General features: G+C 45.0%; 23 protein-coding genes. 9 read left to right on the top strand and 14 right to left on the bottom strand.

Annotation, left to right across the window (positions count from 1 at the left end):
* Positions 1-8: 8 nt before the first annotated feature.
* Genes HFELIS_RS03195 through murJ form a run of 8 tightly spaced genes read right to left on the bottom strand, consistent with a single transcriptional unit; the run spans position 9 to position 8,372 of the window.
* The gene (locus HFELIS_RS03195) at positions 9-1,166 is read right to left on the bottom strand and encodes a phosphoribosylaminoimidazolecarboxamide formyltransferase (protein WP_013469100.1); all 1,158 of its coding nucleotides are present in this window, start codon (positions 1,164-1,166) and stop codon (positions 9-11) included.
* Positions 1,166-1,870 carry an IMP cyclohydrolase gene (locus HFELIS_RS03190; RefSeq protein WP_013469099.1) on the bottom strand — a complete coding sequence of 235 codons (705 nt, stop codon included), beginning with the start codon at positions 1,868-1,870 and terminating at the stop codon, positions 1,166-1,168. The genes HFELIS_RS03195 and HFELIS_RS03190 overlap by 1 nt, the downstream gene beginning before the upstream one ends.
* Complete coding sequence (gene purM, locus HFELIS_RS03185; RefSeq protein ID WP_013469098.1) at positions 1,858-2,880, bottom strand: phosphoribosylformylglycinamidine cyclo-ligase; 1,023 nt, start codon at positions 2,878-2,880, stop codon at positions 1,858-1,860. The genes HFELIS_RS03190 and purM overlap by 13 nt, the downstream gene beginning before the upstream one ends.
* Positions 2,881-2,889: 9 nt before the next feature.
* Positions 2,890-4,293 (bottom strand): amidophosphoribosyltransferase, encoded by a 1,404-nt coding sequence (purF, locus tag HFELIS_RS03180; protein ID WP_013469097.1) that lies wholly within the window; start codon positions 4,291-4,293, stop codon positions 2,890-2,892.
* A 2-nt stretch (positions 4,294-4,295) separates the two neighbouring features.
* Positions 4,296-5,006, bottom strand: coding sequence for a phosphoribosylaminoimidazolesuccinocarboxamide synthase (gene purC / locus HFELIS_RS03175; RefSeq protein ID WP_013469096.1), 711 nt, complete (start codon positions 5,004-5,006; stop codon positions 4,296-4,298).
* Positions 5,003-5,503, bottom strand: coding sequence for a 5-(carboxyamino)imidazole ribonucleotide mutase (gene purE, locus HFELIS_RS03170; RefSeq protein ID WP_013469095.1), 501 nt, complete (start codon positions 5,501-5,503; stop codon positions 5,003-5,005). The genes purC and purE overlap by 4 nt, the downstream gene beginning before the upstream one ends.
* 8 nt (positions 5,504-5,511) lie before the next feature.
* Positions 5,512-6,936: a cysteine--tRNA ligase gene (gene cysS, locus HFELIS_RS03165; protein WP_013469094.1), complete on the bottom strand. Its 1,425-nt coding sequence runs from the start codon at positions 6,934-6,936 to the stop codon at positions 5,512-5,514.
* Between the two features lie 8 nt (positions 6,937-6,944).
* Complete coding sequence (gene murJ / locus HFELIS_RS03160; protein ID WP_041303149.1) at positions 6,945-8,372, bottom strand: murein biosynthesis integral membrane protein MurJ; 1,428 nt, start codon at positions 8,370-8,372, stop codon at positions 6,945-6,947.
* Between the two features lie 114 nt (positions 8,373-8,486).
* Between murJ and HFELIS_RS03155 the strand changes: the two genes are divergently transcribed.
* Genes HFELIS_RS03155 through HFELIS_RS09475 form a run of 4 tightly spaced genes read left to right on the top strand, consistent with a single transcriptional unit; the run spans position 8,487 to position 12,351 of the window.
* Entirely contained in the window at positions 8,487-10,283 is a 1,797-nt protein-coding gene (locus HFELIS_RS03155; RefSeq protein WP_013469092.1) for a FapA family protein, read from the top strand.
* Entirely contained in the window at positions 10,280-10,825 is a 546-nt protein-coding gene (gene ruvA, locus HFELIS_RS03150) for a Holliday junction branch migration protein RuvA (RefSeq protein WP_013469091.1), read from the top strand. The genes HFELIS_RS03155 and ruvA overlap by 4 nt, the downstream gene beginning before the upstream one ends.
* A gap of 2 nt (positions 10,826-10,827) precedes the next feature.
* Complete coding sequence (locus HFELIS_RS03145) at positions 10,828-12,162, top strand: class II 3-deoxy-7-phosphoheptulonate synthase (protein ID WP_013469090.1); 1,335 nt, start codon at positions 10,828-10,830, stop codon at positions 12,160-12,162.
* A gap of 54 nt (positions 12,163-12,216) precedes the next feature.
* Complete coding sequence (locus tag HFELIS_RS09475; RefSeq protein WP_013469089.1) at positions 12,217-12,351, top strand: hypothetical protein; 135 nt, start codon at positions 12,217-12,219, stop codon at positions 12,349-12,351.
* A gap of 22 nt (positions 12,352-12,373) precedes the next feature.
* On the opposite strand, the gene HFELIS_RS03140 is transcribed toward HFELIS_RS09475, so the two are convergent.
* Genes HFELIS_RS03140 through HFELIS_RS03125 form a run of 4 tightly spaced genes read right to left on the bottom strand, consistent with a single transcriptional unit; the run spans position 12,374 to position 15,280 of the window.
* Positions 12,374-12,694 (bottom strand): hypothetical protein, encoded by a 321-nt coding sequence (locus tag HFELIS_RS03140; protein WP_013469088.1) that lies wholly within the window; start codon positions 12,692-12,694, stop codon positions 12,374-12,376.
* A complete protein-coding gene (locus tag HFELIS_RS03135) occupies positions 12,694-13,470 on the bottom strand; it encodes a hypothetical protein (RefSeq protein ID WP_013469087.1) in 777 nt (258 codons plus the stop codon). The genes HFELIS_RS03140 and HFELIS_RS03135 overlap by 1 nt, the downstream gene beginning before the upstream one ends.
* Positions 13,467-14,129, bottom strand: coding sequence for an ABC transporter ATP-binding protein (locus HFELIS_RS03130; RefSeq protein ID WP_407918930.1), 663 nt, complete (start codon positions 14,127-14,129; stop codon positions 13,467-13,469). The genes HFELIS_RS03135 and HFELIS_RS03130 overlap by 4 nt, the downstream gene beginning before the upstream one ends.
* Positions 14,126-15,280 (bottom strand): hypothetical protein, encoded by a 1,155-nt coding sequence (locus tag HFELIS_RS03125; RefSeq protein WP_013469085.1) that lies wholly within the window; start codon positions 15,278-15,280, stop codon positions 14,126-14,128. Before HFELIS_RS03125 ends, HFELIS_RS03130 begins: the two co-directional genes overlap by 4 nt.
* Positions 15,281-15,450: 170 nt before the next feature.
* Between HFELIS_RS03125 and HFELIS_RS03120 the strand changes: the two genes are divergently transcribed.
* On the top strand, positions 15,451-17,349 hold the full coding sequence (locus tag HFELIS_RS03120) for a methyl-accepting chemotaxis protein (RefSeq protein ID WP_041302745.1): 1,899 nt from the start codon (positions 15,451-15,453) through the stop codon (positions 17,347-17,349).
* A gap of 1 nt (position 17,350) precedes the next feature.
* Complete coding sequence (locus HFELIS_RS03115) at positions 17,351-18,514, top strand: hypothetical protein (RefSeq protein WP_013469083.1); 1,164 nt, start codon at positions 17,351-17,353, stop codon at positions 18,512-18,514.
* Here HFELIS_RS03115 and HFELIS_RS03110 read toward each other — a convergent pair.
* Complete coding sequence (locus HFELIS_RS03110) at positions 18,511-19,338, bottom strand: sulfite exporter TauE/SafE family protein (protein WP_041303147.1); 828 nt, start codon at positions 19,336-19,338, stop codon at positions 18,511-18,513. The genes HFELIS_RS03115 and HFELIS_RS03110 overlap by 4 nt on opposite strands.
* 215 nt (positions 19,339-19,553) lie before the next feature.
* Positions 19,554-20,831, bottom strand: a complete 1,278-nt coding sequence (gene icd / locus HFELIS_RS03105; RefSeq protein WP_013469081.1) for an isocitrate dehydrogenase (NADP(+)) — start codon at positions 20,829-20,831, stop codon at positions 19,554-19,556.
* Between the two features lie 161 nt (positions 20,832-20,992).
* On the opposite strand from icd, the gene HFELIS_RS03100 reads away from it, so the two are divergent.
* Genes HFELIS_RS03100 through HFELIS_RS08480 form a run of 3 tightly spaced genes read left to right on the top strand, consistent with a single transcriptional unit; the run spans position 20,993 to position 23,844 of the window.
* Positions 20,993-22,273 carry a citrate synthase gene (locus tag HFELIS_RS03100; protein WP_013469080.1) on the top strand — a complete coding sequence of 427 codons (1,281 nt, stop codon included), beginning with the start codon at positions 20,993-20,995 and terminating at the stop codon, positions 22,271-22,273.
* Positions 22,274-22,291: 18 nt separating this feature from the next.
* Complete coding sequence (locus HFELIS_RS09470; protein WP_013469079.1) at positions 22,292-22,729, top strand: phosphoethanolamine transferase domain-containing protein; 438 nt, start codon at positions 22,292-22,294, stop codon at positions 22,727-22,729.
* Entirely contained in the window at positions 22,648-23,844 is a 1,197-nt protein-coding gene (locus HFELIS_RS08480; protein WP_148229930.1) for a sulfatase-like hydrolase/transferase, read from the top strand. The genes HFELIS_RS09470 and HFELIS_RS08480 overlap by 82 nt, the downstream gene beginning before the upstream one ends.
* The last annotated feature ends 6 nt before the right edge of the window (positions 23,845-23,850 follow it).

Below are 23,850 nucleotides of genomic sequence, written 5' to 3'. Positions count from 1 at the left end.
GAGTTCTCCTAGTGGTGGAATAAGCGGACATGGGTGAAAGCCATGACCATATCAAGCCCGTTGCAGGCTTGAATCACTTGCAAATCCTGTTTGCTCCCCCCGCTTTGAGCAATGTAGCGCACCCCGCTTTTATGCGCGCGCAAAATGCTATCACTAAAGGGGAAAAAGGCATCACTGCCCAAACTCACCCCGCTCACACGCCCCAAATAATCCGCTTTTTCTTGTGCGCTTAAGGGGGGCACAGGGCGTTTTAAAAGACTTAAATCCTCATCACTTAAACCATGTGTGAGGTAGGCATAGATGAGATTATCCTTAGTGGGGCGATTTAAACCCTCTATAAAGGGCAAATCTAGCACCTTGGGGTGGACACGCAAATGCCATAAATCCGCCTTGTCAGCAGCGATCTTAGTGCAATGGATACGGGATTGTTGCCCTGCTCCTACGCCAATCACCTGCCCCTTGTAGGCCAAACAGATCGAATTGGACTGAGTATATTTGAGGGTGATCAAAGCTAAGATCAAATCCTCTTGGGCTTGCTTGGGGAGGGTTTTGTTGTGTGTGGGGATGTCTTTGAGCAGATCAGGGGTGATTGTTAAAGAGTTGCGCTGTTGCTCAAAGGTGATCCCAAAGACATCGCGCCTCTCTAGCTCTGGGGGGGTGTAATTAGGATCAATTTGCAAGATCACATACTGCCCCCCTTTTTTACGCTTGAGAATTTCAAGAGCCTCAGGAGCAAAGGCGGGGGCAATAATGCCATCTGAAACCTCTTGGGCTAGCAATTTGGCACAAGCCACATCGCATAAATCACTGAGGGCGACAAAATCCCCAAAAGAACTCATACGATCCGCTCCCCTTGCACGCGCGTAAGCGGAGGCGATGGGGGAGTCTTGGCATTCTGCAAGATTTTCTAAAAAATAGGCTTGGAGGCGTTGCTTTTCTAGGGGCTGGGCTAGCGCGGCTGAGGTGGGGCTGAGGTGCTTAAAAGAAGTGGCTGCAGGGCGCTTACTCGCCTCTTGAAGTTCTTTAACAAGCTGGTAAGCATTGAGCGCGTCTAAAAAGTTGATGTAGCTAGGCGTGCCATTGAGAATGGCAAAAGGGAGATTACTTGATAAGATTTTAGCTTGGGCTTGGTGGGGGTTAAAGCCGTATTTGAGGGAGAGAGACATTAGCAATCCTTGCTGTATTTATTGTAAATGTAGGTTTGGACTTGATGGGTGTCTAGGTGCACAGATTGCACACACAGCGCGATCTTATACTCCAAATCCAAGCCTTCCCAAAGGGTGTTACCCAGCTCCTCAAGAGTAGAGGGGAGCACAATAGGTTTAGGTTCGCCCTCAAAGGAGGGCAGAGGGTTAGCGTCATGATTATAAGTGTGTAAGAAATGCCCCACACCGCTCGCACTCTCATAGTTAAAGGAAAAACGCGCACAAGTCCCCTGTATATTTTTGACTAAGCCCATTTGGTAGCTAAAATTTTGGGGTTGCAAGTGAATCAGCGCGCTGATCCTAGGGGTAAAATGGGGGGAATCGGGTTCAAAACTCTGTTGGTTTAGGGCGTGTTGAAAATCCTGTCCTGAGAGCAAAGACTGCTGTAATATCTGGGTTTGACTCCCATTAGTGATGATGATATGGTTATTTTGCTGCACGATGGGAGGGTAAAAGATCAAAGAGGGGTCAGCGACACTTTGAGGGTCTACAAAGGCAATTTGTAGATTCTTACCCTCTAGGCTAAAAAAGCGGTTTTGGCTCTGCGCGCTACGCCCCATTAAAAAATAAGCTAAAAACACATGGGGGCTCTTGGGGGCTCTACCCACAATGATCCCGCGCCCAAAATAGCGTTGGTTTTGCAGAGTTTCACTTAAGAGTCGCATAGCTCTACTCCTCTGCCTTCTTGCACTTCTCCAATTTTATAAGCCTCTTGATCGCATGCTCTTAAGAGCTCTAAGGCTTCTTGGGCATGCACAGCGGGCAAGATAACCACCATTCCAATCCCCATATTAAAGACATGAAACATCTCCTCTTGTGCTATGCCCCCCTCTTGGGCTAGAAAGTCAAAGATGGGCGGGGTTGCAAAAGTGTTTTTAGTAATTTTGGCTTGCAAACCTGCAGGCAGAGCGCGCGGGACATTCTCATAAAACCCCCCACCCGTGATATGGGCTAGGGATTTGATGGGGAGGTGCTCTAAAAGCTTTAAGATCGCTTTGACATAGATTTTTGTTGGGGTTAAGAGGATTTGAGCAAGGTTTTGCCCTGCAAGGGTGTAGGTAGAGGGATCAATAGAGCGATCTTGTAAAATCTTGCGCACCAAAGAAAAACCATTAGAATGCAAACCACTAGAAGCTAGCCCAATGATGGCATCACCTGCGTGCACATTTTCTACATTTAGAAGTTTGCTTTTATCCACAATCCCCACACAAAAGCCAGCTAGATCGTATTCTTTGGGCGCATAAAAGCCGGGCATCTCGGCAGTCTCTCCGCCCAACAATTCACAACCTGCCTCGATGCAACCTTGCGCCATGCCAGCGACAATGTGTTCTACCTTGCTAGGCTCATTTTGGGCCAAAGCGATGTAATCTAAAAAGAAAAGAGGTTTAGCCCCAAGACAGATCACATCATTCACACACATCGCCACGCAGTCCACCCCCACACTCTCATGCCCTCCAAAGGCAAAAGCTAGCTTTAACTTGGTGCCCACGCCATCAGCCCCGCTCACTAACATAGGTTGGCTAAACCCCTCCAAATTGAGCGCAAAGAGCCCCCCAAATCCCCCTAGAGTGTTGGACTCTTGAATACGGGTGCGTGCGATGTGCTTTTGGATGCGCTCTACAGACTCATAGCCCGCCTGAACATCCACCCCGGCATTTTTATAATGGCTGTGCATCAAAATCCTTTAAATATGAGTTGGTGCGCTGAGGCGGATTTGCTCGCTAGGAATGGGAGTAGGATACCCGCCTCCAAAACATGCTGCACAAAATCCTAACCCCTCAAGCATATAAGTAATCCCCTCTAAGGGCAAATAGACCAAAGAATCCACACCTAGAATTTGGGCGATCTGCTCAGTAGAATGCTTGCAGGCGATGAGATGTTCTTCGGAGTCTATATCTGTGCCATAAAAACAGGGGTGGATAAAGGGGGGGGAGCTGATACGCATGTGGATTTCTTTCACGCCCACATTGCGCAGTAGCGTAGCGATACGCTTGGTGGTGTTGCCCCGCACAATCGAATCATCAACCAGCACGATCCGCTTGCCCTTTAAATTAGGAATAATGGGGTTGAGTTTGAGGCGTAACTTTTCCTCGCGCTCTGCTTGGGGGGTGATAAAAGTCCGACTGATGTAGCGGTTTTTAATAAAACCCACAGCATAAGGGATGCCCGAAGCCTCCGCATAACCCAGTGCTGCATCAATCCCTGAATCGGGCACACCCACGACAATATCTGCCTCTACCGGGTGGATTTTGGCTAAATATGCCCCCGCTCTCAAGCGGGCTAAGTGCACACTCTTGCCCTCAAGCACCGAATCCCCCCTAGCAAAATAAATATACTCAAAAGAGCAGATTTTAGAGGTCGCCTTTTGAGGGATATGACTTGTTTGAATCCCCTCTGCTGAGAAGCTCACCATCTCTCCGGGTGCGATGTCTTTGAGTGCAGTCGCCCCTAGCGCGTCTAAAGCGCAACTCTCAGAAGCCACGACCGCGATCCCCTCAGCGGTTTTGCCATAACAAAGGGGGCGGAATCCAAGGGGGTCGCGCAGGGCGATAAGTTTACTAGGCGACATGATCACTAAAGAATACGCCCCTTGAAGATGGGGGGTTGCAGCTTGGATCGCCTCTTCCAAACTAGAAGTTTTAAGTCTGTTTTTGGCGATGAGATAGGCGATCACTTCCGTATCACTAGAGGTATGAAAAATATAGCCTTGTAACTCCAACTCACGGCGCAACTCCAAAGAGTTAACCAAATTTCCATTATGCACAACGGCTAGGGGCTCTTTGATGTGGTTAATAAGAATAGGCTGGGCGTTGGTGCGGTTATTAGGTCCGGTGGTGCAATAGCGCACATGCCCTATGCCAATCTCCCCAGCTCCCAATTTTTCTAAAATTTGGGGCTTAAAGACATCCCCTACAAGCCCGGTATTTTTGTAATAGGTGAAGTGCCCCTTAGAAGAGATGGCAATCCCACAACCCTCCTGCCCTCTGTGTTGCAAGGCGCACAGCGCGCTAAAACATAGGGGGGCTAAGTGCGCGCTCTGTGGGGAAAATGCGCCAAAAACTCCACATTCCTCTCTAATACTGCGCATGCCTAACCTTGGGAGATTTTATTTAAAATCATTTCATAGGCTTCACACACTCCGCCTAAATCTTCTCTAAAACGATCCTTGTCCAACTTCTCCCCGCTTTGGGCATGCCAAAATCTACAAGTGTCCGGAGAAACCTCATCGCCTAAAATAATCGTGCCCTGCGCGTCCTTACCAAATTCGAGTTTAAAATCTACAAGAATGATGTCTAGCTTTTGAAAGTATGCCTCTAAGAGGGTGTTAATTTTAAGGGCTAAAGTCTTGATAGTGGCGCATTCCTCAGGGGTAGCTAAATTTAAAATGCGCACATGATCGTCATTGATAAAGGGATCGCCTAGCGCGTCATTTTTATAACAAAACTCTACAAGTGGGGGAGCGAATGCTCTAGCTTCCTCAAATCCTAAACGCTTGCAAATTGACCCAGCCGCGCGGTTACGCACAATCACTTCTAGGGGGAACATTTTTAATTGTTTGACTAAAGTTTGAGTAGGACTCATCTCTTGAACCAAATGGGTTAAAACCCCATGATCGTTAAGATAACTCATCAGCGTGTTGCTAATGCGGTTATTCAAACGCCCCTTACCCTGCAGAGTGGCTTTTTTAGCCCCATTAAAAGCGGTGGCTTCGTCCTTATACTCCACGATATAATGCTGTGGATTGTCTGTGCTGTAAACTTTTTTGGCCTTGCCTTCATAGAGAAGTTTTTGTATGTTCATGAGTTCCTGCTGTATTCAAGATGGATATTTTGGTCTTCTTTAAGAATTTGCATCGCTTGTTGCTGGCGCTTTTGAGCGAGCTTGTCTTGGAGTTTGGGAGAGTTTAGGGCTAAAATCTCTATAGCCAATAACGCGGCGTTCTCTGCGGCGTTGATCCCCACACACGCCACAGGAATGCCTGCGGGCATTTGCACACTGGAAAGCAAAGAATCTAGCCCCTGTAAATCATTCCCACGCATGGGAATAGCGATTGTAGGCAAAGTGCTCAAAGAGGCGATCACCCCGGCTAAGTGCGCAGCCTTGCCCGCTGCAGCGATCAAAACCCCAAAGCCTTGATCGCGCGCCTGCACAGCAAAAGCTTTAAGGGCTTCAGGGGTGCGGTGGGCTGAAAAAATATGCGCCTCAAAGGGGATTTCAAATTCCTCTAAAATCCCAAAGGCTTTTTGGACAATTTCTAAATCACTCTTACTACCCATAATAACGGCGACTTTTTGCATAAAACCTCCTATAAGCGTTCCCAAAGGGTTTGTTGGGGGGTGTCCATAAGTAAAATCCCCTGATGGGCCAAATCTTCACGGATGCGATCGGCTAGGGCAAAATCCTTTGCCTTTTTGGCTTCTAAACGGCGTGCGATTTGCTCTTCAATATGGGCTAAAAGAGTGGCGTCCACGCCTAATTGAAAATAGGCAATGGGGTCTTTGCCCCCCAAACCCAGCAGGGTATTCACATAGTCAAGATCTTCTAAGATGGCGCAAGCCATAGAAGCGCGGGTTTGTTTAGTGGCTTGATCAAGAATCTCATTGCACACATGGACATGTTCTTCTAACACGCTTAAAGCCTTAGAAATGTTAAGATCGTCTTGGAGGGCTTGTAAAAATGCGCGTTGAAAATTTGGATTAGGGCTTGGGGGTGGGGTTTTTGTAGCGCATTCTAAGGCGCGTTTTTTAAGGCGATAAATCTTATCAAGGCGTTTTTTACTAGCTAGCAAGTCCTCTTCATTAAAATGCAAGACCGCTCGGTAGTGGATTCCCAAAAGATAATTGCGCACAATCTCCCCATCATAGATTTTTAGCGCGTCCTTGACATAAAAACTATTGCCTAAACTCTTGCTCATCTTCTCCCCGGAGATATTTACAAAGCCATTGTGCATCCAATACTTGGCCAACTCTTGAGAAAAGGCGCAACGGGTTTGGCAGGCTTCATTTTCATGGTGGGGAAAGAAGAGATCGCTCCCTCCGGCATGAATATCAATCTGATAAGCTTGATCATGGTAAGCCATGTTAGCAAAAATCATGCTAGAGCACTCCAAATGCCACCCGGGCCGACCTTTACCAAAGGGGCTTTCATAACCTACATCGCTTTCCCCCTTATAAGATTTCCACAGGGCAAAATCTTGGGGGTGGCGTTTTAGGGGGTTGTCCTCTAAGCGGCTCACATCGGCTTCATTGTAAATGTGTCCGCTCAAAGAGCCATAAGCTTGATCTTTATGGGTGTCTAAATAAATATCATGATCTATTTGGTAGGCATGCCCCTTGTCTAAGAGTTGTTGGATGATATTAAACATTGCTCCTAGGTGGGCGGTTGCTTTGGGTTCTAGGTGGGGTTTTTGCACGCCTAAAGCCTGCATGTCCGCTGTGTAGCTCTCAATATAGCGCGCGCTCAAAGCAGAAGTGCTAACCCCCTCTTGAGCGGCTTTGGCGATGATCTTATCATCAATATCGGTAAAGTTTTTGACCATCTCTACAACATACCCACTCTGCTCTAGGGTGCGCCTGAGCAGATCAAAGGCGATCGCACTGCGCGCGTGCCCTAAGTGGGCATGATCGTAAACCGTGGGACCACAGATATAAATTTTCACATCATGACCCACAAGGGGTTCTAAAAGCTGTTTTTGCTTTGTCTTGCTATCATAAATATAAACGGCTTGCATGTGCGCCCTCAACTCAGGTATTGAAATAGATAAAATGCCCTCAAGCACCATAAGAAAAGATAGAGGATAGCCGCCTCTAAACTCAAAAGTGCCACCAACCCCACCCCTTTTTTAACCTCGATCATGCCCAAAAAGCGCTTAAATCCAAAAGCCTTAAGATTTAAAAAGCAGAGCATGCAACCCGTCAAACTACTCGCTAGAGCTAATCCGCTTGCTCTAAGAGGTCCCATGCACACCAGAGCAGCTACAAAGCCAAAGATCAAAGAATAAAGAGAGATTTTAGCCGCCTTTAGCTGTTGCCCTTGTGCATAAAGCCAAAGAGAAAAGATTTTAGAGAGACCAAAGGGCAAAAGCCCCACAAGATACATTCTAAATACTCCAGCACTCTCTAGCACATCTTGAGCTCCAAAACGCCCCCGCTCAAAAAGTAAAGAGATGATCTCTTCACTGAGCACCATCCCGCCCAAACTAGAGGCAAGCAAGGTAAAACTTAGGAAGTAAAAGGCATTTTGCATATGCACAAACGCCTCTTGAGACTTGCCATTTTTCAGAGCCTTAGCGATGGTGGGAAAAAGGGCGGTAGAAATGGCGATGGCAAAGAGGGCTAGGGGAAGTTGAAAAATGCGATTAGCATAATAGAGATAAGAAATACTACCCGCGCTCAAAAAAGAGGCGAGCAGGGTGTCCAAAAAGGCGGAGAGTTGGCTTGCTGAATTGCCCAGCACGCTAGGGAAGAATTTTTTAAAGAAATCCTTGAGTTCTATTTTCAAAGAATCTTTGCGCTTAAAGCCGAATCTAAGCCCTAGATAAAAAAGTCTCACATAGCCCAAAGAATATAGAGGGTAAAAGTGCGCCAACACCTGCGCTACCCCCCCCAAAAGCACGCCATAACTCAAATAATAAACCACTTCCAAAGAAGTCTTATCTTTAGCTAGACAGAGCGCGGCAATCATGCCAATATTGAGCAAAATTGTATGGTACGCGCTCACAAAGAAGCTATTTTTATACTGCAAGAGTGCGCTAAAAAAGGTGCTTAAGAACACTAAGAGTAGATACCAAAAATTTAAAGCCACGATGTCTTGAGCTAAAGCGATGGTATGGGCATCAAAACCATAGGCGAGCAATCTTGTAAAAAAGGGGGCGTAAAAATGCACTACCACGCTCAAACACAGCAAGCAAAGGCTAAAGATAGTGAGCACACTCAAACTAAAAGCGGCTTTGTGGCGGCTATGGATAAAGGCGGGCAAGAAACTCTGACTAAATGCCCCCTCTGCAAAAATACGCCTAAAGAGATTAGGAAATTTGAAAGCCACAAAGAAAATATCGCTATAAACCCCGCTTCCTAAAATGGACGCACTCAAGAGATCGCGCACAAAGCCGGCCACTCTAGAACATAAAATCCCCGAGCTATTGGTAAAAAAGAATCTCTTGAGCAAAAGCACCCCTGCAAGCAAAGAGCGCATTCTATCCTAAAAAAGATAAAAACACACCCTTAAGCACAAGCACGCTAAAATAGACAGAAAAGCTATAGGAATGAAGGAGAGTTGCGCATGGCATTTTACTCTAAGGTTGTCAATGATTGTGGAGATATTCACTTGGAGTTAGAGAAAGTGGCTCAAACCCATGGTTTGGACATCGAGGAGCTCCATTTTGACTTGCTCAAAGTGCATACCTTGATACGCTCCAATCCTAAAGATGTGTTTAAATTGGCTTCTCAAGAAGAGGCTAAAAAAATCAACGAAGAAGTTTTTTTTAACGATAAACAAAACGAAGTCATCCAACGCTACGACATTTGCATCAAGAAGAAATTATTTGAATATTTTTTCAAATTACAAATTTCAGAAGACAATACAGAGCTTTACATTATCTTTGAAAGCCCCTTTATGTTGGTAGATGATGAAAAGCTCTTCCAAGAAGTGTATACAGCCATAGAGGCTCAAATGGCTTATCATAAGATTTTATTACGGCAAATGGACACCCAGCACGCCACCCTAAAGAAAAATCTATTGCACTATATGCAAGACAATCAACGGCCTAATCAAATGTTGCTCAAGCGGGCTTCATACCGCCCCAATAAGCCCGGCCAAGTGAATTTTATGCTTAAAAAAGTTTGGGAGGAAAAAAGCGGGCAAAAAGCCCCTGCTAATGCGATTTATGGTGCGGGAGTGGGCGATGCGGTGCTAGAGTATATCAAACCTATTCAAGGAATCAGTGGGCGGGATTTGATGGGGCAATATATCAAGGTCAAGGAAGAAAAGCCCATAATCACTACTTTTGAGTGCAGTGCCGATGCTTTTGAGATCAAAGAGAGTCCAGATAAAGTTGTCTATTTTTCTAAAGTCCCTCAATACGCGACCCTCATAGGTCAAGTTCTTAAGAGCTTTACAAAAAATAGCTTTGTAGAAATGAAAAGCACCAACACACCTATGTTTTTAGGAGGTGTGCAAAATGGGATGATTCTCTCTATTAGTGCGAAAAATGAAATCGATAACGCGATTGAGAGTAATTTAGAAATCGAAGCCCAAGAAATTCACATCAAAGGCAATGTGGGTAAGAATGTCCGCCTATTAGCAAAAAAAGTGATCATAGAGGGGCAACTACACAATGAGAGTCGCGTGGAGGCTGATGAGGTGTTTGTGAGCAACAATAAGGGCGTTTGCAAAGGAAATAAAGTTGTATGCAAATACGCCGATAGGGGGAGCATTATCGCCCAAAAATGTGAGGTGGATGCGAGCAGTGGGGCGCAGATTTTTGCTAGAGAAATCCATATCAAGCAACTCAAATCTAACAACACTCTACATTTTTCTAAAGAATGCGCTTTAGAGGGGGTGGAGGGGAGTGAGAATCGCTTTTTGTTCTCCGCCTTTGCTGATCCAGACACTAAGCGTATCTTAGAGGAAACTAAGGCGCAAATGGCTTTTCACAAAGAAAAGGCACAAAGAGTGATGGCGCAGTATCAAGATCTCAATTTCTTTTTGCAGAAAAACCAAGACACAATTGATAAGATTAAAAACGCGGACGCTATGGCGCGTAAAGCTTTAATGGAAGAAGAATCTGTACAACGCATTTACCATGACTTTATGGATTGTTTGCGCCGCATCAAAGTCTTGCGCGCCTACTTGCTCAAAATTCAGGATTTTAACCACAAATCCATAGAACGCCTAACTTCCATTGAATCTAACATGCGCGATGCGCGCCTCACGCGTAAGGGGCCTTGGCCAGCCTTCAATAGCATTGCTTGTAACCGCATTTATACGGGGCGTAAAATCCAAACTCTCCAAACAGAGAATGGGGAGATGGTGGATTTTAAATTAGATGGCACTACTTTAGTGCGGACCAAATCATGATTGTAGGGCTTATAGGCCATGTGCATAGCATCGAACCTACACTGATAGCTCTCAATGTGAGGGGAGTGGTTTATGGCGTGCAAGTAAGTTTACACACCAGTAGCCTCTTGCAAGAAGGGCAGGAAGTTCATTTATATACCTCTCTTATTAGCAAAGAGGGCGATCAGAGCCTCTTTGGCTTTTTGGAACTGGAGGAACGCGCGCTGTTTGTGCGTTTGATTAAAATTAGTGGCGTGGGTCCCAAGATTGCCTTAGCAATTCTCTCTGTCTACACCCCCTTGGAGTTTGCTACTCTACTAGAGACACAGCATACTAAAGCCCTCCAAAAAGTTCCCGGAGTGGGGAGCAAATTGGCCTCTAAGATCATGTTTGATCTTGAGGGTTATCTCCCCTCAGCGCACCAAGACCCGGCTTATATTCAGGCAGTCCAGGCTTTAGAGAGTTTAGGGTTTAAAAGTTTAGAAGTGCAGAAAGTGTGCGCGGATTTAAAAGGTTTGAGCACTGAAGAGATGATCAAAGAAGCGTTACAGAAGTTGAGGTAAGCATGCAAAAAAATTGGCATACGCGCTCTTGGCGTGATTTTCCCATTTTACAACAACCCAAATACCCCGATCCTCTAGCCTTAGAGGCGGTAGAAAAGCAGTTAAAGAGTTACCCACCTCTAGTCTTTGCCAAAGAGATCCGTAGTCTGAAAACAGCCCTCAAAGAGGCGTGCGCAGGGCGGGCGTTTTTATTGCAGGGAGGAGATTGTGCAGAGAGTTTTAACAACTTTAGCGCGGACGCCATTAGGGATTTATTTAAGGTGATTTTGCAAATGGGCGTAGTGTTGGCTTTTGGGGGGCGTTGTCCGGTGATCAAGGTGGGGCGCATTGCCGGGCAGTTTGCCAAACCTAGAAGTCAAGAAAGCGAATGTATTAATGGAGTAGAAGTGCCCATTTATCGTGGGGATATGATCAATGGCACGGCCCTAGAGACAAGAGAGCCTGATCCCAAGCGTCTTTTACAAGCTTACCACCAAAGCGCGGCGACCTTAAATTTATTACGCGCCTTTGCTAAGGGCGGATTAGCCGATCTCAAAGAGGTGCACCGCTGGAATTTGGACTTTGTAAAAAATAATGATTTTGGGCAACAATACGAAGCCTTGGCCATGCAAATCACGCAAGCTCTCGACTTCATGCAGGCTTGCGGGGTGCGCAATATTCCCGCCCTCAAAGAAACAGATTTTTACACCAGCCATGAGGCTCTATTGCTCAATTATGAAGAACCTCTTGTGCGCCAAGATAGCTTGAGCGGGCAGTGGTATAGTTGTTCGGCCCATATGTTATGGATTGGAGAGCGCACAAGGGGAGTCGATCAAGCGCATGTAGAGTTTTTACGGGGTGTGGGCAACCCCATTGGCATTAAGATCGGTCCGAATGCGACCCTAGATCAGATGATTGCGCTTTGCAATATTCTCAACCCAGAGAATGAGGCGGGGCGTTTGAGCTTTATTGTGCGCATGGGCAGTGCCATTAAACAATTTCTTCCTCCTCTTTTGGAGGGCATGCTCAAAGCGCAAAAAAAGGTGGTTTGGGTGTGTGATCCTATGCATGGCAATACGATCAAGACCCAAGAGGGGATCAAAACCCGCTCTTTTGTGCAGATTCTCCAAGAGGTTAAGGATTTTTTCCACATCCACCATGCACTAGGAAGTCATGTTGGGGGGATTCACTTAGAAATGACGGGACAAAATGTAACCGAGTGTCTAGGGGGTTCGCAAGCCATCAGTGAAGAATGCCTTAAACAAAATTACAACACGCAGTGCGATCCGCGATTGAATGCTACCCAAGCATTGGAATTGGCTTTTTTGCTAGCCCAAATGCTCAAGGGGAAGGATTAAAATTTTTGGCTATAATGATTCTCAAAAATTTCTAATTTTAAATAAAGGATAGCGATGCGTTGGTGGCTCTTAGCCGGAGTGGCGGTGGTGTTTTTGAATGCTTGTGCAGAAAGTAAGGCTCAGGTCTTAGAAGATGAAAAGGATTACACGCCTTCTGAAAAAACCATTTGGCAACCTGAGCAAAAATAAGGAAATCAGTCCGCGTTTAAAACTACAGAGTTTGGTTTTTGAGGCGGGCTTGGTTTTCTTGATCTTGGGCTTCTTTAGCGTGCGCGCAGTTGTTTTTAAAGGTTTTGCTCATTAGATTGATGGTTCCCTTAGAAGTGAATGCCTCGTGGCATTTTTTAAGCATATGTTCGCGAGTTTTTTGGTGTTTGCGGTAATAGGCGGTGGAATGAGGGAAACCCAAATGGAATTCAAAAGCAGGGATGCGCGAACTCTTATCCCCATAACATTCATTACTGCAATAATCCCCTTGAGCAGATAAACTACTCACAAGTCCCACACACAAGATTTGACAAATTTTTCTCATTACAACTCCAAGTGTTTTAAGATGAGATAGCGCACAAGCGCATAAAGACCTATAATCTTAAGACATTCTAAAATTAAAGCGCTTAAAGCGCTCAAAGAAGCTTGGGTTTCTAAAAAAGGGAAATATACATAGAGGGTAAAAAGTGGGTCTGTAGAAGCGCTTTCTTGATGAAAAAATACAGAGGGGAGAGCTAGAGTGGCGTTGATTAAGGCAAAAAGCAAAATCCCCCAAAAAATCGCCCACCGCTTGAGTTTTAAGCTATGCAAGAGGGCAAAAATGGCCAAAATCTTTAAAATAGAGAGAGTAGCAACAAGAAAGAATAAAAGCGCATCTTGCAATAATCGAAGGCCATGCTGAGTTAAATAAAATTTCACACCCTCTATAAATTCCCCAAAGGATCTACTTGCTAAGAGGGCATCTAGGGTATTTGCTAAGATAAGGGCTATCAATCCAAGAGCTATCCAAGCCAAATTGCTAGCGATCTTGGCCATGAGAATGCGATCCACACTTAAGGGCAAACTCCAAGTTAAAAAAGCCTGTTGGCCAAAGAGATCTTGTTGCGTAGTGCGCAAAAGGGCTAGAAAAATTAAAACAAAAAGGACAATAAATCCTGAGATAAGAAAAATATTAGCCAAAAGAAAAAAGACAGGGGAGTTTAAAAAGAGGAAAACATGCACGGGGTGTTGGATCATCTCCCAGCAGAGAATCAAAAAGAGATAAAGACCCAAAATAGGGCGGCAATGCTCTAAAAAATCCCTTTTAAAGAGCTTGATCACCGCGCCCATTCCTTGTAGGCTTGTTCTAAATCTGCTTTCTTTTCACACACAAGTATCTTTCCCTCTTTAAGAAAAATCGCGCGGTGGGCGTAGGGCGCAATCTCATAAATCAGATGAGTGGCCAACAAGACACTTGCTTGGGCGCACTGCTCTAAAATGAGGGCTAAAATTTCTTCACGCGCACAAGGGTCTACCCCCCCCAAAGGTTCATCTAAGAGAAAAAGTTGGGCTTTCCTAGAGAGAGTTAGGAGAAGTTGCAAGCGTTCTTGCATGCCCTTTGAAAAGTATTTAAAAGGAGTTTGAAGAGGGATTTTAAAGCGTTCCAACAACTCTAAGGCCCGTTCTCTATTAAAGTCTTGAAAAAAATCTTGATAAAAATCGAGCATTTTAAGGGCGATAGCTTGGGGCGCGATAAAATTCTGATCGCTCAAATAAGCGATGATTTTTTTACTCTCTAAGCCTATTTTGTGGCCTTGAATCATGATCTCACCCTGATAGCGAGCACACAGTCCAGCAAGAATCTTAAGCAAAGTGCTTTTACCCACCCCATTAGGACCAAGCAAAGCTACCATTTCTCCAGCATGCAGGTCAAAACTAATATTATCTAAGATTTTACGCCCAAAACGGCTTTTACAAAGATGGCGCACTTGTAACATCAGTAAGAAAACTTTGTAAAGAGCACAAAAGAAGAATTGCCAATGGTGTTGGCCACTTTAGAGGAGCGCGAATAGACATAACCAATGCCTGCATCTAGGATCATTTTGCGGTATTGCCAAATCTTGTAATTTGTCATTAAAGAATATTCTTGATAAACCCCATAAGCCAACATCATATCCACTCTTACTTTTTTAGTGCCCATGCCTCCAAAAAGATAACCCGTGATGGTGTTGTTAGCAAAATAGATGGCCGGCACGCCCACGGAGTTGATTCCCCGTCCATAGAATTTGCTCTTGTCATTAAAGGACCAAAAAAATCCTTTCCCCAAAGCCGGCACAATGTAAAACCCCGCTCCAAAATTGAAAATTTTGTAGGTAAAGGTTTGATCGATCCAAAATAACCCGCTTTGATCCTGTTTGACAATCCCGCCGGTAGCGCCGTATTGATAAATTCCATGCACAATCGTATAAGATTTAAAACCCTTAGGCATTCCCACTTCATACTGCATTTTAATCCCAGTTTGAATTAAAGAACCCACCCCCTCTGAGGGGAGTTTCGTATCGGCTAGAAAAAAGGGAGAAATTTCAAAACCTTTATTGGCATACCCTCCTCCTAAGGCCACCACCTCGCCTCCCACATACTTTTTCTTAGAAACCGGATCGTAGGACGCTAGGGCGTTGATTCCTGTAGCAATTCTAGGCCCTTGCAAATCATTGCCCTGATAGCCCGTATAGAGCAAAGAATCCATAAAAACGCCCCAAAGCCGCCAATCATTGCGGTGGATAAAGAGGCTACCCCCCTGAATATTGCCCTGAATCCAATCAAAATCTACAAAATTCGTGTTGAAACGCCCGATCGCAAATTTAAGCCGTTGGGTATCAAATTTAACATAGGCATCGGAAATATCCCCCATGCTCAAATAAGGGCGCATGTTGCTCTCCACACTCCCTAGCACATTACCAATGCTGACAATGGGTTGAAACTTTTTATTGTGGCTATAAACATTCCACGCCCCAATCGCCCCAATTCCAAAAGCCCAACCATTGTTAAAAGAAAAATTTGTCCCCACACGCGCATCAAAACCGATATAGCTATGAGGTTTGTGCCCCGTGCCTTGATTGTAGATCAAACCCAAATATCCAAAGGGATCCATGGTAATCTCAGAGGCCAATAAGGATACACTCCACAACAACACACACACAAGGCCACGAAACAAAGAAACACCCCTTAGGAAATATTCTATTATACACAAACTCGGCAATCGGGCAATTAAATGAATCCATGTTAAAATACCCTGACTTAGAAAATTCACAAGGATTACAATTGGGTTTTAAGCAGAAAATCGCTTTGATGTTAGTGGGTGTACTGACTTTGAGTTTTGGCACCTTTGGTGTTTTTGTAGAACGCTTTGTACACAGCATTTTTATGAAAAACACCACACAAGAACTTTTAAGTATTGTGCGCATCCATAGCGATTGGATACAAGCTTGGAATCAAAAAACCCTAGAATTATTTACAAATAGCCAGCATGTCGTGCTTGAACATGGTGTGCAAGATCTCAATGAGCTAAAAATTGCCCTCAAATACACGACAAAAAACTTAGATGCCTTTCAAACTTATGTTGGCCTAGAAAATGGGGCTATGTATGCAGACTCTATGGAGGCTCCCAAAGGCTACGATCCGCGCGTGCGCCCTTGGTATCAAAATGCCAAAACAACCAATAAAATTTCGGTCACTAGAGTCTATGCAGATAAATTTACTGGCAAACTTGTGATCACCTACAGCGCGCCTCTTGTTATCAAGGGTAAATTCGTGGGCGTTTTTGGCAGCGATATTTCACTCAACTTTTTTACCTCACACACTAAAAGAATGGCTACAGAAGCTCTAAATTTCTTAGATTTAACGGATGCTTCAGGGGTCGTATTAAGTTCCAATGATGTTCCTATAGGAGGAAGTATCACTAAAAGCCAAGCTCTCCAAGACAAGGCGCAGACTATTTTGAATCACAAAGAGGGTGTTGAGATAGGCAAGGACGCACAGGGAGAGAAAATTCTTATTGTGTATTCCACAGTGCCTGAGTATGGCTGGAAAGTCATTGCGCGCATTTCGCTCAAAGAGGCCTTTAAGCATATCTCAAAATTGCGAGTCCTCATGCTGATTATCTCCTTTTTGAGCCTTTTTAGCACATTGACTATTGTCGTATCTTGGCTCTATTATTTAATGCGTCCTTTAGATCGCCTCAAACGCTTGAGTTTAGATTTAACCGCTGGAGATAAGGATCTAACAAAACGCCTACCTTGCGCAAACAAGCATAGCAAACAAGATGAGATCGCAGCCATCACACGCAATATCAATGCCTTTATTGAGCAGATGCAAAGCGTGATGCGCCACTTTAAAGAGATTAGTAGTCGGCGCACTAAGGTATCGGTCACTCTTATAGAGAGCACAACCAATGTGCATGCGAGCGCTAATCGCGCGATTGTGGTGGTAGAAGAGGCGGTCAGCAGAAGCCAGCACAATATAGATACAATTTTAGAGCATGTTAAAAATGTGGAGGATAATAACCAAAAACTCAACCAAACTGGCGCGTATTTAGGCACTGCACACGAGCAAATGAGAGAGCTCAACACGCGTTTAGAACACAATGCTAGTCAAAGCGTGGAATTTGCTCATAGACTAGAAGAAACCGCCAAAGGGACAGAGAGCATCAAAGAAGTGTTAACCATCATCGATGATATCGCCGCACAGACGAATTTACTCGCGCTCAATGCGGCCATTGAGGCAGCGCGTGCGGGCGAATATGGCAGAGGTTTTGCGGTGGTGGCCGATGAAGTGCGCAAATTGGCAGAAAAAACCCAAAGCAGTTTGATTAGCATTGACACCACCATTAATGAAATGGTGCAAGGAGTGCAAGACATCAACCAGCATTTAGGACAAAATGCCAAAGAACTCAGCCAAACCTCAGATCTAGCAACTAGCGTGCAGGAAGTGATGCAACAAAGCGTGCAGGGGATTGAAGAGGTGATCGCTTGCGCGCGCAAAGACACACAACACCTCCAAGAGGTTGTGCAGGATAGCCGCGACATTAGCCGGGAAGTCAAAGAACTCAGCGCGCTTGCACACTCAGAACAAAAAGATATTGAAAACATGCGCACTAACCAAACTTCCCTAGACGATCTCTACAGCGCATTGAGTAAAGAAATCGATCAATTTAAGGCCTAACATGTTTAAAAAGCTTCTCATAACACTACTGGGGCTTGTTTTTCCTATGCACGCCCTAGATTATTTCCAAGCTCTTGATCAGGTGAAATCGTGGTCAGAGGATTTTGTGCGCCAGCAGGGGTATAAGAGCTCAAAAGAGGGCAGTTACACACTCTATTCTAAAGCCACCGGGAACACCTTTAGGATTGCCAATCAAAATTACACATTGATCTATGCCATCAACACCACCAAAGATCACACCCGCCCCTCTGTAGTGTGCACGGGAATTCTCTTTAAAGGGAAGTTTTACAGGGGTTTTTGTCTGCAGGGCTATGAGAAACTTAGCATGGAGAACACTAAGGATTCACTACTGATCAAATTGATCCAAACCCCTATTCATACCCCCACTGCAAATACCCAAGCTCAAATTTTCTTGGCTTTTAAGGATGTTAAAGGCACTTTTTATCTCACCCGTTATGCCAAGCAGACTTTAGATAGCGCACTTTTTCCCAAAGCAACCCCTAAGATCTTTTATGAGCAGGAAAGCCCCACTTATGCGATGGGTGATGTCAATGACAGGTTATTAGAAAAATTACAAGATCAAGCCGCTAGCCCCACCGGTGCGCGCTCCTCTCAAAATTCCACATGCTTTACAACCGATGCGCACAACTTTAATAGCCCTGCTCCTTGCGAGTCCACACATCAAATCAAAATACAAGAGTTGCTTTCTTTCAATGTGAACAACGATCGCTATAGCTTTAGCAAGCGCATCACTTACACAGATAGCCCTGAGTCTCCTAGCTCTATTTGTATCCTGACGCGCCACAATGGCACATTACTTAGCCGAACCCTTTGCATCCATCAAGGACAGGTGGATTTGGCCTATAAATTCCCCTATTTAACCTTTGAGATGGGACAATACGACTCTTCTACTGACAATATCTACACCAAACTCTATGTTACTTTCAAGCTAGTAGAGAACACTTTCTACCTGCACCAATTCAGCCAACAATTCTTTAGAGTGGGCGAGAATGGGAATAAGCAAGTGGTGCGCACTCTGATTTTTTATCGCCAAAGCAGAGACGATCCTAAAAAACGCCATTTGATGTCTTTGGATAGCTTGGAGCCCGGGTTCACCCAAGAACTACAGGCGCAGTGTTATGACAAAGGATATTGTATAGATTAGCCTGTGATCAGCTTATAGAGCGTGGCTGTAATGCTCAAAGCGTAAATGCAGAGCAATAACACTTTATGGATTCTCTCATTGGCTAATAAAATGAGTTTGATCCCTATGCCCACGCCCACCAGCGCGCCTAGCCCTGTGATGGATCCAGCCTGCAGGGCGCGATCGTCTAACACGCCCGAGTGGTATAGAGAAATGACCCCCGAGAGAGAAGAAAAGATCACAAAGAATAACCCTAGAGGCACGATTTTATGGGTGTCGTATTTGAGGAAATAGCCCAAGAAGGGCACCATTAAAATCCCCCCGCCCATGCCAAGAGGGATAGAAAAAATCCCAGTTACAAAGCCCGCTAAAATCAAAATTCCGTGTTCTCTGCTAATTCCCCATGTAAAAGATTTGATAGGCTTGGGTTTATGAGGCTTGGAGTGCATCTTAAAGTGCGCGCTGTGCTGATTTGAGGCATTAGAAGGGCTAAAAGCGTATTTGACAAATGTGTAGCACACCACCACGACAAAGACCCCCATTAAAATGCGATCATCGATCAGCTTAAGTAAAAAACTTCCCAAGATCGCCCCCATCAATCCCCCCATCGCAGCAAAAAAACCCTCTTTTAAATCCAAGAGCCCTTTTTTATAGTTGATAAACGATCCCACCAAAGAGGAAAAAAGCATTTGGGAGAGAGAAATCCCTACTGCATGGCTGTAGCTAAAGCCGGCAAAAATGGCCGCAGGCACGACAATCTCGCCTCCCCCAATACCAAAAAAGCCCGCTGTAATGCCCGTAACAAAGCCCACTACGCCCAATACAAGAGCTTGCGTGTGTTCCAACATGACGATCACAATTTCATCCTCTGTCGATCAGAATACATTTTTCTCCTACGGTGTAAGTTTTTGGAGCAAGTTTGAACTTTTAACAAAAACCCCTATCAAGTTTACATCCAGCTCTTTTTTAGAACTTAATGTGATTTGCTATTGTGTAGATTCTTTGGACATCGGAATTCGTGCATAAGCCTACAGACTTACTCCTCCCCCCTTTTTTTTGCCTACAAATGCGCGATGATCACCTCGCCAAATTCTGAGCTAGAAACCTCCGTAGCGCCCTCCATCAAGCGCGCGAAGTCGTAAGTTACTTTTTTGCTCTCAATGGCTTTTTGCATGCCTTTTACAATCAAATCTGCCGCTTCGATCCAACCCATGTGGCGCAACATCATCTCCGCGCTCAAGATAATAGAGCCCGGATTGACTTTATTTTGTCCAGCGTATTTGGGGGCGGTCCCGTGTGTGGCTTCAAACATCGCTACGCTGTCATTCATGTTAGCACCCGGAGCGATCCCAATTCCACCCACCATTGCAGCCAGCGCGTCTGAAATGTAGTCTCCATTGAGATTCATCGTGGCGATCACATCGTATTCGGCCGGGCGTAGTAAGATTTGTTGCAAGAAAGCATCGGCGATCATGTCTTTGATCACGATTTCCTTACCGGTTTTGGGGTTTTTAAGCGTGCACCAAGGGCCACCATCCAGCAATTGTGCCCCAAACTCTCTTTGAGCCAGAGCATAACCCCATTTCATAAACGCCCCCTCTGTGTATTTCATAATATTCCCCTTGTGCACGAAGGTTACGCTATGGCGATCGTTATCGATGGCATATTGGATCGCCTTGCGCACGAGCCTCTCTGTGCCCTCTAGGCTAATAGGTTTAATGCCTACACTGCTAGTTTCCGGGAAACGGATTTTAGTAACCTTGAGCTCTTCTTGCAAGAATTTAATGAGCTTTTTGGACTCGGGAGTGTTTTGGTTAAACTCAATGCCCGCATAAATGTCCTCGCTATTTTCACGGAAAATCACCATGTCTACCTTTTCAGGGTTTTTAACAGGGCTGGGGCTAGAATACCAACGCACGGGGCGCAAGCAGACATATAAATCCATTTTTTGGCGCAGGGCGACATTGAGCGACCTAAAACCCTCGCCTACGGGGGTGGTTAAAGGACCTTTAATAGACACTTTAAAATGGTTGAGCGCGTCAATGGTATCGGGCAAGAGCCATTGTTCTTCTAAGCTCAATTCTGCATGGTCTTTAAATTTGTTAAAGCATTTTTCGCCCACAAAAACCTCATACCAAGCGATTTTTTTCTCTCCGTTGTAAGCTTTGTGCACGGCCGCATCCACGACTTTACGCATCACGGGGGTAATATCTACACCAATACCATCGCCCTCAATAAAAGGAATGATGGGGTTATTAGGGACATGCAATTTACCATGTTCATAAGTGATAGCCTGTCCCTCTGTAGGCAAAGGTAAGTACTTGGGTTTGTAAGACATAAACTACTCCTATTAAATTGAGATAGGGCATTTTAGCATAAAGAGGATTGATAAAGTTTTGGGTGTTTCAAAAATACTTGCCCTGAAGGTGCAATCTTTAAAAGAAACTTTGATTTAATCTTTGCGCGGGTATAATGGAATCAAAACACGAAAGGAATCTCATGTCTGTTACCCTGATTGACAACACTACCCAAGAACGCTATGAATTTGAAACCATTAAGGCCACACGCGGGGCCAATGCGATCGATTTTTCTAAGCTGTATGAACGCTCAGGGCTTCTCTCCTATGATCCCGGTTATGCCTCCACTGCCGGGTGCAAATCTACCATTAGTTATACAGATGGGCAAAAGGGAGAACTTTACTACAAGGGTTACCCACTAGATGAATTGGTAGAAAAATATAAATATAGCGATGTGTGTCGCCTATTGTTGACAGACGCGCTCCCAAAAAACGCCGAGGAATCCCTAGAATTTGAACTCGAATTGCGTCATCGTAGCTTTGTGCATGAGACCCTACGCAATATGTTCCACGCCTTCCCCACCGACGCTCACCCTATGGCTAAACTTAGCAGTGGGGTTTCCATTCTCTCCACTTTCTATTCCGATCATGAAGTTATGCGCTCAGAAGAGGATTACCAAACGATGGCTAGGCGCATTGTCGCTAAAATGCCCACTTTGGCGGCCATTTGTTACCGCAATGAGATCGGTGCGCCCATTATTTACCCCGATGTGAGCCGTAACTACACCGAAAACATTCTTTTCATGCTCAGAGCCTACCCCCATGAACGCCTCAAGCAAGGTCTCAAAGGCCAAATAGAGATTTCTTCCTTAGAAGTGGAAGCCTTTGATAAAATTTTAACTTTGCATGCCGACCATGGCCAAAACGCTTCAGCCACTACCGTGCGCAATGTCGCTTCCACAGGCGCGCACCCCTATGCAGCCATTAGTGCGGGCATTAGTGCGCTTTGGGGGCATTTACATGGCGGAGCCAATGAAAAAGTCTTGTTACAACTAGAAGAAATCGGGGATGTTAAGAATGTAGATAAATATATCGCCCGCGTGAAAGACAAGAACGACCCCTTTAAACTCATGGGCTTTGGGCACCGTGTCTATAAAAGTTACGACCCACGCGCGCGCATTCTCAAAAAGCTCAAGGATGATTTACAAGCAAAGGGCGTTAAGATGAATCCTAAACTAGATGAAATTGCCGCTAAGGTTGAAGAGGTCGCCCTGAATGATGAATATTTTATTGCGCGTAATCTTTATCCCAATGTAGATTTTTATTCTGGCACGATTTTAAAAGCCCTGCAAATCCCTGTGCGCTTCTTTACCCCCGTCTTTGTGATCGGGCGCACAGTGGGCTGGTGCGCGCAACTCTTAGAGCATGTCAAAAACACTCAAGCAAGGATCGCCCGCCCCCGTCAAGTCTATGTAGGGCAGTGAGTTTTTAAAATTCTTTAAATGTTTCGTAAGCTTTTTTCTAAGCCTCTCCCCTTCTTTGCAGTTTTGATCGCCTATAGTGCGATCTCTCTTGTGTTATTCCACGCTCCTCTATTGCGCTACATTTTGGATCATCAAGGTGGATTAGGGATTATATTGAGCGCTGGCATTGCCTACATTTGCGCGACCAATGTGCTATTTATTGTCTTTTCCATGTTGGGCAATCGGTTTATGCAGGTGCTGATGGCATTTTTTAGCATAGGTAATGCCATTGCCTTTTATTACATCCACACCTACCATGTCTTTTTGACCAAAAACATGATGGGCAATGTATTAAATACAAATACTCATGAAGCAAGTGAGTTGTTAGGGGGTGGTTGTGGCTTTATGTGTTGGTGGGCTTGGGTGTGGGAGTGTTTTTTTATGCTCTCTCCATTAAAAAGACTAAGTTTAAGATAAAAGCTTGGGTGTTTGTGGGTTCTCTTGGTTTATGCACTATTTGGGCATTCAGCCATGCCAAGCAGTGGCTCTTTTTTGATCACCACGCTAAATACATCGGCGGGCTGGTCCTACCCTATAGTTACAGCGTGAATGCTGTGCGGGTGGCTCTAGCTTCCCTACATCAAAGCCCCCCTAAACTCTTGGATAATGTCCATCTTAAGGCTAATAAGGCAGTTGTGATCTTAGCCATTGGAGAAAGCGCACGGCGGGCTAACTATGGAATTTATGGGTATGCTAAAGCTACCACACCCAAGTTACAAGAGCGCTTGAATCATCAGGAAATTTTAGCCCTTAGGGCCACTTCCTGTGCCACTTACACCACAGCCGCTCTCTCTTGCATACTCACAAGCCAAAAGGGCTATGAAAATCTCCCCTCTTTTTTGCACCGACAAGGCGTTAAGGTGGTGTGGCTCAGTCTCAATAGTGCCGAACCCCCCATGAATGTTGATTGGAAACCTAGCAAAGATACATGGCAAAACTGGCTCAAATCTCAAGGTGTAGAAGCCAAGACACTTAATTTTGATATGGCTCTAGCGCGCGCGTTGCCCTTTTTGACGGCGCGCTACCCCGATGATAATTTATTGATCGTTTTGCACCTCAAAGGCTCGCATGGCCCCCTGTATGTGGATAAGATACCTCGCAATTTTGCTCCCTTTAAACCTATCTGCACTAACAGCGAGCCTAACACCTGCGATCTTGAGAGTTTAATCAACGCCTATGACAATACTATCGCTTATAACGATTTAGTGCTAGACACCATGATGGACACCTTGCAACACACCCAACGCCAAGCGTTGTTATTGTATATGAGCGACCATGGGGAGAGTTTGGGCGAACATGGATTATACTTGCACGGCACGCCTTTTCTGCTTGCCCCTAGTTTTCAAAAAGAAGTTCCTTTTATTATCTATGCTAATAATTCCTTTAAAAAGGCGCATGTGTTTAAAGCTCTCCAAGACCAATATTCCCAAGAGATGATTTTTCCTAGTATCTTGGGCGCATTTGGGGTGCAAGGCTCTAGCAATGCTTACAATCCTAATTTAGACATCTTTAAATCCTATGGGCAACCCTAAAAATAT

It is taken from the genome of Helicobacter felis ATCC 49179, from assembly GCF_000200595.1.
GTDB classification, from domain to species: Bacteria; Campylobacterota; Campylobacteria; order Campylobacterales; family Helicobacteraceae; genus Helicobacter; species Helicobacter felis.
The sequence above is the reverse complement of the archived record's forward strand: the minus strand, read 5'-3'. Positions and strand labels throughout refer to the sequence as shown.